Consider the following 15,029-nt stretch of genomic DNA (forward strand, 5'->3'; position numbering starts at 1 on the left):
GCATGTCTCCCCCATATGTGGCGGGCAGCTTGCGCCGCGCCTCGCGGCTTGGCAAGCATCGCCGCATGGCCGACGCCCCGCAACTGCTCATCATCTGGCACAGCCGCACCGGCGGCAGCGAAGCGCTCGCCCGCGCCGCCGCCGAAGGGGCGGAGACGGCCGAGCGCATCGCGGCCGGGGACGTCACGCCCGAGCATCTGCTGGCGGCCGCCGGCTATCTCTTCGTCGGTCCCGAAAATCTCGCGGCGCTGTCGGGCGCGATGAAGGAGATGTTCGACCGCTGCTATTACCCATGCCTCGGCCGGATCGAGGGGCGCCCCTATGCGACGATCATCTGCGCGGGCTCGGACGGCGAAAACGCCCAGCGCCAGCTCGACCGGATCGCCACCGGCTGGCGGCTGAGGCGCGTCGCCGATCCGGTGATCGTCCATACCGATGCGCAGACGCCCGAGGCGATTCTGGCGCCGAAGGTGATTCCCGCGGCGCGCCTCGCCGAGGCGCGGGATCTCGGCGCGGCGCTGGCGGAAGGGCTGGCGGCGGGGATTTTCTGACGGACGCAGGTGATGTGTCGGCTTTGGGGTGGGGAGCGGACGTTGCTTCCCACACTTTCGTCATCCCGGACTTGATCCGGGATCCCGCTTTTTGAAGGCATCGGCAGTCATTGAGGTCAAGTGGGACCCCGGATCAAGTCCGGGGTGACGATGAAAGAGACGGCAGAAATCGGCCGAAACCCGCTCTATTCCTCAGGCGGGACCTGCCGCCTGCATCTCGGCAATCAAACCGTTGTCGATTTCCTTGGCGCGCTTGTACGCCGCGCGTTCGCGCAGCGGCGCGACATAGGCTTCGAACGCCGGGCGCGACGGGATGGTGCCGAATTGCAGACCCCAGTCGATCTGGCTGCCGACATAGACGTCGGCGGCGGTGAAGCGGTCGCCCGCGACGAACGCCTTGCCCGTGACCGCAGCTTCGAGCGTGTCGAGCGCCGCGGCGAGCGAGCCGAAGCCCGCCATCCGCTGTTGGTCGACATCGGGCTCGATCCCGAAATGCTTGGCGGTGATCGCCTGTTCGACGGGGCCGGCGGTGAAGAACAGCCAGCGATAATAATCGGCGCGGTCGGAAGGGGCCGGCGCGAGCCCCGCGGCGGGGAAGGCGTCGGCAAGATAGGCGCAGATCGCAGCGCATTCGGTGACCGCCTTGCCGTTGTGGACGATCGCCGGCACCTTGCCCATCGGGTTGACCGCGAGATAGGCGGCGTCCTTCATCGTCGTGCCATAATCGAGAATGCGCGGCTCATAGGGTGCGCCGACCTCTTCGAGCATCCAGCGCACGATCTGGCCGCGCGACATCGGGTTGGTATAGAAAATCAGGTCTTCGGCCATCGCGCTTCTCCCATCCGCTTCGAGTCGGGTGCGAACATATCAGGAACATCATCCGGCTGCCAGCGGGGTTGTTTTGTCACCATTCCGGGCTAAGGCAAAGCGATGAGCGATGAACGCATATGGACCGCCGCCGTATTGGTGATCGGTGACGAAATTCTCTCCGGCCGCACGCAGGACAAGAATGTCGCTCAGATCGCGACCTGGCTCGACGTGCAGGGCATCCGCCTTCGCGAGGTGCGCATCGTTCCCGATGTCGAGGACGAGATCGTCGATGCCTTGAATGCGATCCGCGCGCGCTACGACTATGTGTTCACGACCGGCGGCATCGGCCCGACCCACGACGACATCACCGTCGATGCGGTCGCTAAGGCGCTCGGCGTCGGCGTGATCGTCCATCCCGATGCCCGCGCGATCCTCGAACGCTATTATAGCGCGCGCGGCGGCGAACTGACCGAGGCGCGGCTGCGCATGGCGCGCACGCCCGACGGCGCCGAGCTGATACCGAACCGCATGTCAGGCGCGCCGGGCATCCGGATCGGCAATCTGTTCGTGATGGCAGGGGTGCCGCACATCACCGCCGGGATGCTCGACGCGCTGACCGGCGAGCTCGAAGGCGGCGCGCCGCTGGTCGCGGAGACGATCGGCGGCTGGGCGCCCGAGAGCGAGGTCGCCGACCTGCTGCGCCAAGGCGAAAAGGATCACCCCGGCGTCGCGATCGGCAGCTATCCCTTTTTCCGCGAAGGCAAGGTTGGCGCCAATTTCGTCATTCGCTCGACCGACGGCGCTGCGGTCGCCGCCTGTGTGGCGATGCTGACCGCCGGGCTGGAGGCGCTCGGCTATCCGGTGACCGCCGACGGCATCTGATCGGCGGCCTGCGCCCGCGGCAGGCGGCGCAGCATCAGGATCGCCAGCCAGCCGAAGAGCGCGGCGACGATAAAGGCCGCGCCCGGAAAATGTACCGGCGCCTTATCGGCGGTGAAATACGCCATCGTCCCGGTGAGCAGCAACGGCGCGACGAGCTGTCCGAGCCCCATCGCCATCGCCGAAATCCCCTGCACTTCGCCCTGCGTTTCGGCGGTTGCGCGGCGCGACATCATCGCCATCAGCGCCGGCTGGACCGGCGCCTGCAGCGCAACGGGGATCAGCAGCAGGAAGGCGCCGACGGTCGAGGTGGTGAAGGCATAGCCGATATAGACGAGCGTCGCGACGAGGATGCCGAGCGTCGCCGCGTCGCGCTCGCCGAAGCGTGCGACCGCGGGACCGACGACGAAGACCTGCCCGAGCGCGATCATCACGCCGACCGCGGCGAGGCTGGCGCCGATCATCCCCGGCGTCCAGCCGAGCTGGGCGATGCAATAAAAGCTCCACGTCATCGGGTAGACGAGGCTGGCGATCTGCCACAGCACCAGCACCGCCGCGACGCCGTTCATCCCCGGCAGCGTGCGCATCGTCCGGAAGGCGCCGAGCGGGTTGGCGCGCCGCCAGTCGAAGGGGCGGCGGCGCTCGGGCGGCAGCGTTTCGGGAAAAATGAAGAGGCCATAGAGCATGTTGGCGGCGGCGAGGACCGCGGCGGCGACGAACGGCGCGCGCGGGCCGATCTCGCCAAGGAAACCGCCGAGCGCGGGCCCGGCGACGAAGCCGATGCCGAAGGCGGCGCCGACGAAACCGAAATTGCGCGCGCGCTGCTCGGGGACGGTAATGTCGGCGATCGCCGCCTGCGCCGCGGCATAGCTGCCGCCGAAGATGCCCGACAGCGCGCGCGCGATGAACAGCCAGGGCAGCGTCTCGACCACCGTCAGCAGCGCATAGTCGACCGCGAGCCCGCCGAGCGCGAGCAGCAGCACGCGCCGCCGCCCGAAGCGGTCCGACAGATTGCCGAGCACCGGCGAGGCGACAAAGGTCGCGACCGCCATGACAAGGCCGATCCACGCCCCGACCTCGATCGCGTGCGGCAGGTCGATCCGCCCGACCTCCATCACGAGCTGCGGCAGCACCGGCATGATGATGCCGAAACCGACCGCATCCATGAAGATCGTCGCGACGATGAAGGGAATGGTACGCGCAGGGGTCATGGGAATCTTTTCATTCTGGCCGGGGCGGATGCGGCCACCTCGGGGTCTCTCGCGTTCCTCTAGCGACATCGGATCGTTTGTGGAGCATTGTTGCGCGATGAAACTCGAAATATCGGCCTCGCTCGCCTATCGCCTCCGCGAACCCGTCGACCTGATGCTGCAGATCGAGGCGGCGGCGCTGCCGAGCCAGCGGATAAACGGGGCGGCGCTCGACGTGGGCGCCTGCACCAATTTCGCGCGCATCGCGGCGCAGGACGGGATCGGCGAACGCATCTGGCTGAGCTGTGCAGATCGGCTCGATGCCCGATATTCGGCGACGGTCGAGATCGTGCGCGCGGCGAACGACTGGCGCGGCCTGCCGCAGGTGCCGATGCACCGGCTGCCTGCCGAGACCGTCCAATATCTCAACGAATCGCGCTATTGCCCGTCGAACAAGTTCCTGAGCTTTGTCACCGACGAGTTCGGCGGCGTCGAGGGCGGCGCGAAGATCGGGGCGATGCGCGACTGGATCGAGACGCATTTCACCTACGCCGCGGGATCGAGCGATGCCGACACGGGCGCGCTCGACAGCTTCGTCGAACGGCGCGGCGTCTGCCGCGACTATGCGCATGTGATGGTAACGCTGGCGCGCGCCGCCGCGATCCCCGCGCGGGTCGCGAGCGGCTATGCGCCTGACGTTGCCCCGCAGGACTTCCACGCGGTCGCCGAGGTCTATCTGGGCGGCGGCTGGCACCTCGTCGATGCGACCGGGATGGCCGACGCCGGCGATATAGCGGTGATCGGCGTCGGCCGCGACGCCGCCGACATCAGTTTCCTCACGGCTTATGGCGAGATCGAGCTGATCGAGCAGCAGGTGACGGTGCGGGCGGTGTAGCGACCGCCCGCACCGTCGTCAGGTCAACGGCATTTGAGCTCGCCGCGATCGATTGCCCGGCCGAGCAGGCCGCCGCCGGCGGCGCCGATAATCGTCCCGACCGTCCGGTCGCGCCCGCCGTCGAGTTCGCGGCCGACCAGCGCGCCGACCGCGGCGCCGATGATCAGCCCGGTCGTGCCATTGTCGCGGCGGCAGTGATATTGTCCATCGCGGCTGCGCCAGATGCGGTCGCCGTGCGACAGGCGCCGCGGCTCATAATAGCGGCCGTAACTGTCATAGAGGCCGCGATCCTTCGCGCGCTTGCCATGGGCCGGGGCCCAAGGCGGCGGATCGGCCAGCGCGGGCGCGGCAGGCAGGGCGACGGCGGCGAGAACCGCCGCGCAAAGAAGCTTTTTCATCACTCATCCTCCTGATCATGTCCGCAACCGGTTTAGGATCGTTGATCCGAACCTGCGCTGAACCACATTGCCATGCGGGGTTTATCTTTCCGAGCCGCGGATTTGGCCGATTAGAACTCGATCGCGATCCGGATCCGGTCGGGTGCGATGTCCATTGCGGTCGCGATCCATGCGCGCGCCTGCTCGACGATGTCCGCCATGTTCGCTCCCGGCTCGTTGGTCAGCAGTTCGACCTTCGACACCCCGAGAATATCAGCGAGGATTTCGGTACGATAGGGGCGGGGCCGCGCCTTGCCCTTTTCCCAGTTGCAGACTGCCGCTTCGCTCACGCCTGCGCGTTCGGCGAGTTGCGACTGGGTGAGGCCCTTCAGACTGCGCAGCCGCTGGATGCGCGCGCCCAGCATTTCGTCGCCAATGGTTTGGGCTTGGCGGGGCCGCTCGACCGGGTGCTCGACCGCGCTGCGCAGCGCCGCGGCGCTCAGCGTTGCGCGGCTGACCGGCGCGTCGAACCGGCACCCGAACAGGCGGCCGCTCGCCCAGACGATTTTGGCGAGGCAGCGGCCGGCGTGCGGCAGCTCGACATCGATGCTTTCATCGGGGGCAAGCGGCAGGTCGCATTCGATCAGCAAGCCCTCGGCCGAGATGTCGTGGATGAGGATGGGGCAGGCATCGCCGCTCCCCGAGAGCCCCGACGCCGTAAGCCGCAGCGCTCGCCGCGTGCTTCTGCGCCGTCCTGCGCCGGTCGATGAATTCTCCAAGAATGCGGAAACCGCCATGCCTGCCTTTTCCAAAAGGCGCTTGTCCGGCATCGCGGTTAAAACATCGCTAGCGTCGAGGCGGTCGCGGTCGGCTGGCGTCGTGCGACGCGTCATCGAAAAAAGCAGGGACGCTGAAATAATCTGATCTCGCTCGACGGCGCGTTCCGGCTGCCGTTCGGGGCAATCGCTTGTCACTTCAACAATTTGGCCAAAAGCGGCGGCTTTGCTGGGCCGATTTTCTAAACGCGGCGTTTACCCTGACGCTGCACCATATCTTGAAAAGGCCCTGCCATTAGGAGCGCTTCCCAATGGAGTAGGGTAAATGATCAAGAAAGTGTTTTTCGGGGTAATCGCGATGACGGCGCTTTCGGCGCCCGCCATGGGATCCATGCCCCACGTCGGTGTCGATTCGGGCCAGTTCACGATCGGCATCAGCGGCTATGTTCCGGTGATCTGCCGCGCGTCGGTCGAACAGACGATGGTGTCGCCGCACGAGGGTGAGGTCAGCCTCGGCGCGCTGCGCGAGTTCTGCAACAGCCCGAACGGCTATGCGATCCACGCCGACTATTCGCCGTCGCTGGCGCATGCCAAGATCCTCGTCGATGGACGCCCGGTGCCGCTCGGCAAGTCGGGGACGGCGGAGATCACCAAGTCGAACCGTGCGGGCATCGCGACGCGCGCGCTCGAACTCGACCTGCCGAAAGGCGTTCAGGGCGGTTCGGTCTCGTTCCGGATCGTCCCGCTATAAGGCGGGACAATTCTGCTGTGACGGCGCGCCCGACAAGAGCGGCGTGACCGTCACGGTCAGCACGTCCTGATAGGTCGGCGAAACCAGCTTGCCTTGGCCGCCCTCTTTCAGGGTGGCGACGACCGGCAGCATGTCGGCTTCGGAAGCCGGTACGCCGGCACGTTGGCAGGTGATGGTCGCGAAGGCCGTATTGGCAGCGTTGCGCGTCCGGCCGAGGAACTTCAGGTCGTAATTGAGCACATGCGTCGGGGTGGCGAGATTGCCTCCCGGGAACGTCATCTTATACCCGTTCTGCGACGTCAGATCGACCGTATAGGGGCCTGAACTGCGAACCCTGACGTGGTTCGTGGCGGGGGTCGTATAGGCCCCCGGCGCCGCTAGGACGTCGACCGTCGTCTTGTCGCCGACTTCGCCGAAATCGAGCGCGGACCCGGCATAGCTCGCCTGCAGCGCGCTCAATACGGTGATAGGGAAGACGACGGCGTTGTTGAAACTGCCCTGCTGTTGCAGACCATTGTCCTTGCCGCCCTGAATATTGCAGCCGAAATAGGCGTCGAACGCCAGGTTCGATGTCGCATTGATGTCAAGATTACTCGGCAGCGTCACCTGAAATGTAACCTGGGCTGTGTCCGAACCGGCGTTATTGCCCGTGAAATTGATCTTCAGGAAGCGTTGCGTAGCGGTCGGCAGCAGAGTCGACGGCGACACGACCGGTGGTGTCGCGTTAAAATTGTAGAAGATGTTCTGGTTCAGTCCGGCGGATTGAACGCTTCCGGCGACGGCGATCGGAACAATGGTGGTCCCGTCGGCCCCGGCATTGTTGCTCTTCAGATAGAAGTTGACGATGCGCGTGTCGCCACCGCCCGATGTGTTGACGCGGGTCAAGTTCAATACGACCGTCGTCGTCGGTAATCCCGTGGGATTGAATGGGTCGTAGAGCGCTGGTGCCGCCGATGCGCTGCCCGAAATTCCGCAGGTTTGTGCCTGTGCGACAGTGGCGAGCCCGAGCGACAAGATGAGTGCCGCGATGGTTCGCAAGACGAGAGAGACTTTACCCATATTCAGTTCCTCACCGGCGTCAGTTCGCCAAGCCGGACGATGTTCTCGCCATTGTCCGGGATATCGATTTCAAAGACGGATTTCTTGGTGTCGAGCATCTCGATGCGCCATTTGCCGGGCGCGAGGCCGGTCGCGCCGAAGCGGCCCTGCCGGTTGGTGAACACCGTCACCGGCGGTCGCTCGGGGTGGGCGAGTTCAAACGCGTTGCCGGTCACCAGCGCGACGGTTTCGCCATCGATGTCGGTCATTGTGCCGAGCGCGGTCACGCCATATTCCGACCCGACCGTCAGATGATAACCGCTGCGGTACGACGGGAAGAGCTTGAACGATCCCTGGCCGAGGTCGGTTCCGGCCGCGGCGTTGGGCGCATCGACGGTGATCGTCCGGTCTGCGTAGGAGCTGAGGCTCGGATGCGTCGCGGCGCCGAGCATGCCGCTGTTCGCGGTAAAGCCGAACGGCGTCGGATCGAGCGTGATGTTCGCGCCCTTCAGCGTCTTGTGCGGGGTGACGATCGCGAAGCTGTCGTAGATCGGCCGGCCGACCGAGAAGGCGCCGTCGGCGAAGGACAGCGAAGTGCCGAGGCGGAAGCTTGTCCGCTGGCCGGTGCGCTGGCCGAAATCGTCGGTGAAGGAGCCGAAATGGGTCAGCCCGAGCTCGGCGCGGTTGGCGATATAATTGCCGTTGAAGTTGAAACCCGACGCGACGTCGGAGCGGTCGATGTCGGCGGTGATGTTGTACGAGCCGACCCCCTGGCCCTTCAGCGTCTGGAACGACAGGCGGGTGCGGTTGTCGCGCGTTTCATAGTCGGCGCGTGCCGTCGTGTAGCGGCCGAAGCGGATCGTCAGCGACAGGAAGGCGCCGACGCGGTCGCCGCGGCTGTCCTTTTCGTAGCGGACGTCGCCGGTCAGGCTGGCGGTCGGCGAGATGCGGAAGCCCGCGTTGAGGCGATAGCTGTGCAGGTCGGGCTGATTGCCGCGGCCGTGCGAATAGCGCGCATCGACCCCGGCATAGACCTGGTTGGTGAAGGCGTGCGAATAACCGCCGCCCAGTTCGAAATCATAGGGGTTGTCGATGAAGAAGCTGGCGACCGGCCCGAACTTCTTGCTGCGCGTCTCGACGAACAGGTTGAGTGTATCGGCCTGGCCGTCGCTCCGCTGGATGAGCCGCTGGAAGGTCAGCGTGCCGCCGAAGCCGGTGCCCAGCCCGTCGATGTCCGACACGGCAAGATTGGTTGCAAAGGTTCCGACCGCGGTCGCCACCACCGCTTCGGTGCCGAGCAGCCGCGAATCCTTGTCGAACTGGGCATTGACGCCGAGCGTCAGATAGTCGCTCAAGCCGCGGCGATAATAGCCCGAGACGATATAATCGTCGCTGTAGCGCGGGCCGCGCAGCCCGAGCGGTGCCTTGACGCCGGCATAGAGGCCGAATTCGCTGAGCCCCTTGGCGAGCTGGGTCTGGTCGAGGAAGAGGTTGAAATTCAACACTTCCGACCGGCCGCTGTCGTCGAGGACAGACAGGCGGATATTGTTCGCGCCTTGCGTGAAGGGGAAGTCGCGCAGGTCGTAAACGCCGGGGTTCAATTGCAGGCGGCGGACCACCTGCCCGTTGATTTCCACCTCGACCGACGACGGCCGGTCGAGCCGGAAGCTGCGATCGCCGCGCGGGCGGATGATCTGCTGCGGCTGGAGCACGCTGTACGAGCGGAAGATCGAGATGCCGGCGATGTCGGGCGCGTTCTGGAAGCCGCGGGCAATCGTCTGGAGGTCACCCGCCGTCCAGCGGATCAGATTTTCCTGATCGTCATAGACGAGGCGCGAACCGAGACGCTGGAAATCGACGCCGTCGACCCCCGGCTGCCAGATCGCTTCGGATTCGGCGACCACGCCGCCGATGCGCGTCGCACCGTCGAGCAGGAAGAGGGGCGCGGCGAAGCCCTCGTTGCCCCCGGCATGGACATAGTCGAAGGTCCCGCGGATGTTCAGATAGCCGCTGACATCGGCCGCCCGCACCACTTCGCCGAGCCGTTCGCGATCGAGCGGGCTGACGATCACCGAGCGGGCCAGCCGCCGCTCGGCCGGGATCATGAAATTCAGCTCGAGCGTTTGCGGATCATAGCTCAGCGTGATGCCCGACGGCAGCAGATCGGCCGGCGTGATCGTCGCGCGGGTGCCGAGGCTGTCCTCCAGCGTCGAAAAGAAATTGGGATCGAGGACGAGGCCGAGCAGTTGCAGCGTCCGGCGCGTCGGCAGTTCGAGCGTGTCGTCGGCCTGGATGGTCAGCGGGACATCGCCGAGATAGTTGGCGCCGTCCTTTGCCGGGACGGTCAGCGTGATCGCGCGGCCGGTGCTGTTGTAGCGCACTCCCGGCCGCGCCGGGGCCGCATAGGGCTGGACGACGGTCGTCGCATCCTGTCCGGTCGCCGCGGTATCCGCCGCAAACGCTCCCCCTGGCAGGCCAACCGATCCGGCCGCCCCCAGCATCAATATCGTGCGGATCCCCCCCCGAGACATGGTTTTAGCTTTCTGCCGCGTAGGACGCCTCGACGGTCCCGCCGTCGAGCGGCAATATGATGGGAACCGTGATACGCCGCGTCTGATTGGCGCCGACGAGCCCGAAGCCGATGGTCTGTTGCACTTCGGGTCCCGACAGCGATTGGCGAAACACTTCCTTGCCGGACGCGTCCTTCTGGACGATGCGCAGGCGTCCGTTCGACAGATAGCCGTGCGCCGCCGAGCTGTTGTTCAGCATCAGCACGGGCACCGGCTTGCCCTCGGCATTATGGCCGACCTCGGCGGACTGGACCGACAGGTCGGGCTTCACGCCGGTCGGCGCGACGCTGACCAGCACCTGGAAATTGTAGAGGATCTGGATCGCCGACTGCCCCTCGGGCAATTTCACCGGCAGTTGCGCGACGGTGATGTAATAATGCTTGCTCGCGGCCAGCGCCGGATCGCCGACATATTGCACGCGGAACGACTGCGTCTGGCCGGGCTCGATCAGCGCCTGCGGCGGAAAGACCAGCAGGTCGCCCGGATCGACGCCGGTCAGTTCGACGCCGTCCTGCGTCACCTTGAGTTCCTGGATGCGCAGTTCGACCGGCAGCGTCGTCGCGAAGGTGTTCTCGACCGTGATCACCTGCGTCATGCCGCGGCCGCTGGTGTTGAGGTTGATCACCACCGGCTGCACCGTCATCGCGAGCGCGGGCGCCGGATTCATGGTTAACGCCAGCAGGGCGAGGAACAGAAACTTGATCGACTTGAACATGGACAACCTCACAAGATCCCGCTGACCGTCAATTGGCCACCAGGAATTCGACAATGATCGCGTCCGAATAGCGGCCCGCGACGAGCGGGCCGCCACCCCCCGGCAGCGAGACGTTCAGCACCGCATCGCCCGCCGCGCCGCGGAAGGCGTCGATGCTCAGGTTGCGCGCTTCCTCGCTGGTCACGTCGCGTTGCTGCCCCGCCCAGGCCAGCCCGACGCGATAGGTCACGAATTCGCCGAAGCCGCTGCCGCTCTGCCGGTTGCGGGCGTTGCCCTGATCGCGGAGCAGGCCGCCGTTCTGCGAGCGCAGCTCGATGCGGTGTGAGGCGTTGCAGACCACCGGCAGCGCCAGCGTGATCGATGTCGGCAGCGGTTCGGCGGTGGTCGGATTGACCATCTGGATGATGCGCAGTTCGCCGCTCGTCGGTCCCGTCGGGTCGAAGCTGGCGTTGACGCCGGCGGTCGCGGACGGCGCCCGCAGCACGCAGGCCGCGGGCGCCTCCCCCACCATCTCGAGTTCCTGGTCGGACTCGGAGAAATTCTGTGCCTGGGCGATCGTGCTCGCGCTGGCGAGCGCGGCGGCGAATGCGGCGGTCCGGATCATGGCCTTCATCAGCGTGGCTCCAGGAAGATCCGCAGTGTGTCGCGGTAAAAGCCCGCAAGCACCGGGGCATTGCTGCGCGTGTTCGATGCGCCGGCCTCGATCAGGATGCGCAGCTCGACTTCGCCCGCGGTTGCCTGATCGACATTGAACCGGCGTTCGGCGATGCGCCGGACATTGGCATTGGCATCGAGCGCGCCATTGACCTCGCCCCACGTCAGTTCGGCGCGATAGGGCAGCGCATAGGCGAAGCCGTCGGCCGGCTGGTTCATGCTGCCGTCGGTCTGCCACAGCCCGTTGTTCTGCGATTCGAGGCGGATGCGATGCGGAAAGTTGCAGACCGCGGCGAACTCGACCGAAGCCGACGCCGCGTTGGTCGCCAGTGTCGCGGGGTCGACCAGCGTGTCGATCTGCAGCAGATTGCCGGTCAGCGCGCGGAAGTTCACCTGACTGCCTTGCGCCAGCCTGGCGTTCTGCAGCGCGCAGACCTGCGGCGTATTGCCCGTCACCGGCATCGCGCGGCTGACAACGGTCGTCTGCGCGAAGGCGGGCACCGCCGACGCGCTCGCCGCCGTCATCGCCGCCGCGGTTGCAAGAAGGACGAGGCGCCGCACGATCCTACTCCGCCGCTGCCAGCGTGACGGTCACGGTGCCGAGATAATTGGGGTCGGCGACAAGCCGGAGCGCATTGCCGCCCGCGGTCGAGAAATTGTCGAGCGCGACCGTGATGTCGCCGGTAAAGGCGGTGTCGCGGCTTTGCGTTGCGTCGCTGTTGACCGCCTGCGCGGTGTCGAAGCTGGCGGGCGTTTCGGTCCAGCCCGACGCCGTCGCGACATAATTGACGGTGCGCGAGAAACCCGTCGGCGGTGTCGCGGTGAAGGTCTGCGCGGTCATCGCGTCGGCATCGACGTTGATCGTGCTGCGTGCGCTGCAGAAAGAGCCGGTGATGACCTTGCTCGGCGCCGACAGGTCGGTGCGCAAGAGGCCGGTCGAGGTGTCGACGAGCACGCCGAGGTCGAAGGTCGCGTTCGCTCCCGAAATCGTCCCGCCCGAACAGAGCGCGGGGACGCTGCCGATCACCGCGAATTCGCTGGTGTCGGTGGTCGATTGCGCCATGACGGGGGTCGCGGCGAGCGCGGCGGCGCTGGCGAGCAGATAGGCGTGCTTGATCATTCCTCAATTCCTCCCGTGGCGGCCGGGCCGAGCGTCACGACGACGGCGCCCTGATAATTGCCTGCGACCAGCAGCAGGTCCGAAGGTACGGTGAAGCTCGACAGCGTCACCGACAGGTCGGCGATCTTCGGCAGCGGCTGGGTCGCCCCGGTGCTGCTTTCGGTCGGATTGCTGCCGTCGGTCGTCGCGGCGCTCGTCGCGCTCGCCGCCGTGGCGGCCCAATTGTCGACGCTGGCGGTATAGTTCACCGCCCGCGCAAAACCCGGTTGCAGCGTCGAACTGTCATTGGCGACCAGTGCGGTCACCGCGACGTCGATCGCCGACCCGGCGAAATTGCAGAAGGAACCCGGGAGACTGACCGTCTGGTTGGACAGCGGCGCGATCCGGCCGATCCGGCTGCCCGACGTCGCGACCATCTGACCAAGGTCGACGGTCGCCGGCGACGGCGGGCCGAGGATGCACAGCGGCGCGACATTGCCGTTCACCGCGACATTCGCCGTGTCGGTGTCGTCCTGCGCCCGGGCGGGCGCTGCGCCGAGTGCGGCTGCGGCCGCGAGTACCAAACCCAATTGACGCATGGTCAATCTCCCAAAGTTCTTCGTTGCCGCGCCTTACGGCAGCGGCTGTTCCGAGCCGCCGCCGAAGCTGATGTTCGGCGTCAGCGTCACGACCACCTGGCCGACATAGCCGCCCGCGACGAGCAGCCCGCTCGTCGGGGTCGACGAAGCCGACAGGGTGACGTCGATATTGCCCGTGAACAGTCCGACCCCGGCCGCCGCACCCTTGCCCGCGTCGAGCGAGGTGTCGGTGGCAGTGGCTTCATTGGCATCGGCGGTCGCGGTAAAGTCGATCCGCGTGTCGAACCCCGTCGGCGCACTGCCGGTGAAATCGGTGTTCTCGAGCGCGAAGGCCTCGACCTCCATCGTCGCCGCGGTGCCGTTGCACCAGCCGATCAGCGTCCGCGTCTGGCCGTCGAGCTTGCTCGTGTCGAGCTTGCCCGCGGTCGAACCCGCCCCGGCGAGCGCGAGCTCGCCGACCGAGATCACGGCGTTATCGGTGGTGAACAGGCAGCGGTCGGCAACCGAGCCGTCGATGTCGACCGTGCCGGTGACCTGCGCCATGGCGGGCGTCGCCATGGCGAGGGTCGCGAGCGCGGTCAGCGTCATCAGATTACGCATGTGCGTTGTCTCCGTTCTTCAGGCTCAGGCGCCTGGCGCGATCACGACCTGAATCTGGCCGGAATAGCCGCCGGCAAACAGAAGATCGGTCGGCGAGGTCGTGGCGAAATTGGTCGCCGTGATGTTGATGTTGTCGCTGCCATTGTTGGCTAGGCGACCGCCGATCGCCGTCGGGCCCGACCCGCCGCCGCCGCTTGCGTCGGTGAATTCGACGTCGTTCGTCGAGACGGTATCGACGAACGCGTGAGCGATATAGTTCACCGTGCCGGTATAGCCCGCCGCGGGGGCAGGTGCCGACGTGATCGTAATCGGCGTCGCGGTCACGGTGATCGTGGGCGCGGCCGAGGTGCAGACCACGCGGGCGCTAAGGGCGCCAGCGGTAGGAGACAAAAAGCGGGTTTCGAGGGTCGCGCTGCTTTCAAGCGTGCCGTCGGCCTTTGCCAGTTCGCCCAGGTCGACAGTGGCGCCAAAGCTGTTGCTGTTCGCCGGAACGACCAAACATTTGGCGGTGACCGTGCCGGTGATGTTCACCGTCCCCGTGACATCCTGCGCCGCGGCGGGCGAGGCCAGCGCGATGGCCGAAGCCGCCGCGACTGAAAGATAAGCCAGTTTTTTCATCGTCTTCGTCCTTCGTTTTTGCCAGTTGGCTGGCGATCATTTCCACATCGGCGAAACAACCGCCGTCCCCCCGGCAATGGATTGGCTCCAGTCTGCCCCGAGGGTGCGGCAGGCCGGATCTGCCCTGCGCGTCAGGGCGAAGTGCTCACCGTCACGGTCAGGATGTCGGCGTAATTGCCCGCCACCAGCTGCGATGCGCCGGCGTAGGGCGGGGCCGAAACCCTCAGATACGTCCCGTTCTGGTCGATGGAATTGGCATTGAGCCGCAGGCCTTGCGTCGTCGACGCCGGCCCGAGGAAGGTGCAGGTGGATCCCGCGACGAGCGTTGCGACCTGGCAGGTCTGGTTCGCGGTCGCGCTCGATCCGACGAGGTTGAGCGTCACGTCATAGGGCGCGAGCGTCGCATAGCCGGCCGGCACGGCGCCGGCGGTCTTGAGCCCGCCGTTGGTCGATACCACCGCGACCCGCGAGGGCCCGGTGCATTCGAGTTCGAAGGTGAAATCATGGTTGAGACCGAGCACGTCAAAGTTGGGCTGGTCATAAGTGCCCGAAGGCGCGCTGCCTGCCGCGAAACCGCAGCGTCCGCCGACCGAGGCAGTGACGGGGATCGACAAGGCGATCTGGTTCGGGCTGCCCTGACCGACGGCATAGGCGGTCGTCTGCGCAAAGGCCGGGATCGCCGGCGTGCAGGCTAGTGCCAAGGCAGCACAGATTATCTTGGGAAGCACTTGCATCCCAACCCCCTCCCACGATTCTGGTCGAAGACCAGTCGATGTCTCCGGCGGTAACGGCTGCAGCACGGAGACCGTGCGCGGCCGGCTTTCGCCAACTGCAAACCTTGCGACCCGGTTTTTCAGTATGTTCGCAAAGCGAGTTGTTCCCCCCACGGGAACTATCGACTTTGGTC

The 15,029-nt window shown here is 66.2% G+C and carries 18 protein-coding genes; 4 read left to right on the top strand and 14 right to left on the bottom strand.

Features of this window, described 5'->3' with window-relative positions; all coding sequences use genetic code 11:
* The first annotated feature begins 65 nt into the window (after nt 1–65).
* Complete coding sequence (locus V6U71_RS21180; RefSeq protein ID WP_411340252.1) at nt 66–551, top strand: flavodoxin family protein; 486 nt, start codon at nt 66–68, stop codon at nt 549–551.
* A gap of 192 nt (nt 552–743) precedes the next feature.
* Here V6U71_RS21180 and V6U71_RS21185 read toward each other — a convergent pair whose 3' ends face one another.
* The gene (locus tag V6U71_RS21185) at nt 744–1,379 is read right to left on the bottom strand and encodes a glutathione S-transferase family protein (protein ID WP_411340253.1); all 636 of its coding nucleotides are present in this window, start codon (nt 1,377–1,379) and stop codon (nt 744–746) included.
* A gap of 102 nt (nt 1,380–1,481) precedes the next feature.
* Here V6U71_RS21185 and V6U71_RS21190 point away from each other — a divergent pair, with 102 nt between their 5' ends.
* Nucleotides 1,482–2,243 carry a competence/damage-inducible protein A gene (locus tag V6U71_RS21190; protein ID WP_411340254.1) on the top strand — a complete coding sequence of 254 codons (762 nt, stop codon included), beginning with the start codon at nt 1,482–1,484 and terminating at the stop codon, nt 2,241–2,243.
* On the opposite strand, the gene V6U71_RS21195 is transcribed toward V6U71_RS21190, so the two are convergent.
* A complete protein-coding gene (locus tag V6U71_RS21195; RefSeq protein ID WP_411340255.1) occupies nt 2,216–3,451 on the bottom strand; it encodes an MFS transporter in 1,236 nt (411 codons plus the stop codon). The two genes, V6U71_RS21190 and V6U71_RS21195, sit on opposite strands and share 28 nt — an antisense overlap.
* A 97-nt stretch (nt 3,452–3,548) precedes the next feature.
* On the opposite strand from V6U71_RS21195, the gene V6U71_RS21200 reads away from it, so the two are divergent.
* On the top strand, nt 3,549–4,325 hold the full coding sequence (locus V6U71_RS21200) for a transglutaminase-like domain-containing protein (protein WP_411340256.1): 777 nt from the start codon (nt 3,549–3,551) through the stop codon (nt 4,323–4,325).
* Between the two features lie 23 nt (nt 4,326–4,348).
* On the opposite strand, the gene V6U71_RS21205 is transcribed toward V6U71_RS21200, so the two are convergent.
* A complete protein-coding gene (locus V6U71_RS21205; RefSeq protein WP_411340257.1) occupies nt 4,349–4,723 on the bottom strand; it encodes a glycine zipper 2TM domain-containing protein in 375 nt (124 codons plus the stop codon).
* A gap of 110 nt (nt 4,724–4,833) precedes the next feature.
* On the bottom strand, nt 4,834–5,595 hold the full coding sequence (locus V6U71_RS21210; RefSeq protein ID WP_411340258.1) for a helix-turn-helix domain-containing protein: 762 nt from the start codon (nt 5,593–5,595) through the stop codon (nt 4,834–4,836).
* Between the two features lie 208 nt (nt 5,596–5,803).
* Here V6U71_RS21210 and V6U71_RS21215 point away from each other — a divergent pair, with 208 nt between their 5' ends.
* Nucleotides 5,804–6,229 carry a hypothetical protein gene (locus tag V6U71_RS21215; protein WP_411340259.1) on the top strand — a complete coding sequence of 142 codons (426 nt, stop codon included), beginning with the start codon at nt 5,804–5,806 and terminating at the stop codon, nt 6,227–6,229.
* Here the strand turns inward: V6U71_RS21215 and V6U71_RS21220 are convergent.
* The 10 genes from V6U71_RS21220 to V6U71_RS21265 all read right to left on the bottom strand — a co-directional run bounded on the left by V6U71_RS21220 (nt 6,224) and on the right by V6U71_RS21265 (nt 14,823).
* On the bottom strand, nt 6,224–7,288 hold the full coding sequence (locus V6U71_RS21220; protein WP_411340260.1) for a hypothetical protein: 1,065 nt from the start codon (nt 7,286–7,288) through the stop codon (nt 6,224–6,226). The genes V6U71_RS21215 and V6U71_RS21220 overlap by 6 nt on opposite strands.
* Before the next feature lie 2 nt (nt 7,289–7,290).
* Nucleotides 7,291–9,798, bottom strand: a complete 2,508-nt coding sequence (locus tag V6U71_RS21225) for a fimbrial biogenesis outer membrane usher protein (RefSeq protein ID WP_411340261.1) — start codon at nt 9,796–9,798, stop codon at nt 7,291–7,293.
* Between the two features lie 4 nt (nt 9,799–9,802).
* Complete coding sequence (locus V6U71_RS21230) at nt 9,803–10,552, bottom strand: fimbria/pilus periplasmic chaperone (protein WP_054732544.1); 750 nt, start codon at nt 10,550–10,552, stop codon at nt 9,803–9,805.
* Nucleotides 10,553–10,580: 28 nt separating this feature from the next.
* A complete protein-coding gene (locus V6U71_RS21235) occupies nt 10,581–11,165 on the bottom strand; it encodes a hypothetical protein (RefSeq protein WP_411340262.1) in 585 nt (194 codons plus the stop codon).
* On the bottom strand, nt 11,165–11,767 hold the full coding sequence (locus tag V6U71_RS21240) for a hypothetical protein (RefSeq protein WP_054732548.1): 603 nt from the start codon (nt 11,765–11,767) through the stop codon (nt 11,165–11,167). The genes V6U71_RS21235 and V6U71_RS21240 overlap by 1 nt, the downstream gene beginning before the upstream one ends.
* A 4-nt stretch (nt 11,768–11,771) precedes the next feature.
* Complete coding sequence (locus tag V6U71_RS21245) at nt 11,772–12,326, bottom strand: hypothetical protein (RefSeq protein ID WP_411340263.1); 555 nt, start codon at nt 12,324–12,326, stop codon at nt 11,772–11,774.
* Nucleotides 12,323–12,904, bottom strand: a complete 582-nt coding sequence (locus tag V6U71_RS21250; RefSeq protein ID WP_145923594.1) for a hypothetical protein — start codon at nt 12,902–12,904, stop codon at nt 12,323–12,325. The genes V6U71_RS21245 and V6U71_RS21250 overlap by 4 nt, the downstream gene beginning before the upstream one ends.
* A 33-nt stretch (nt 12,905–12,937) precedes the next feature.
* A complete protein-coding gene (locus tag V6U71_RS21255; protein ID WP_411340264.1) occupies nt 12,938–13,504 on the bottom strand; it encodes a hypothetical protein in 567 nt (188 codons plus the stop codon).
* A gap of 24 nt (nt 13,505–13,528) precedes the next feature.
* Complete coding sequence (locus tag V6U71_RS21260) at nt 13,529–14,122, bottom strand: hypothetical protein (protein ID WP_411340265.1); 594 nt, start codon at nt 14,120–14,122, stop codon at nt 13,529–13,531.
* A gap of 131 nt (nt 14,123–14,253) precedes the next feature.
* Nucleotides 14,254–14,823, bottom strand: a complete 570-nt coding sequence (locus V6U71_RS21265; RefSeq protein WP_411340266.1) for a hypothetical protein — start codon at nt 14,821–14,823, stop codon at nt 14,254–14,256.
* Nucleotides 14,824–15,029 lie beyond the last annotated feature (206 nt).

Source organism: Sphingopyxis sp. J-6 (assembly GCF_046603995.1).
Classification (GTDB): domain Bacteria; phylum Pseudomonadota; class Alphaproteobacteria; order Sphingomonadales; family Sphingomonadaceae; genus Sphingopyxis.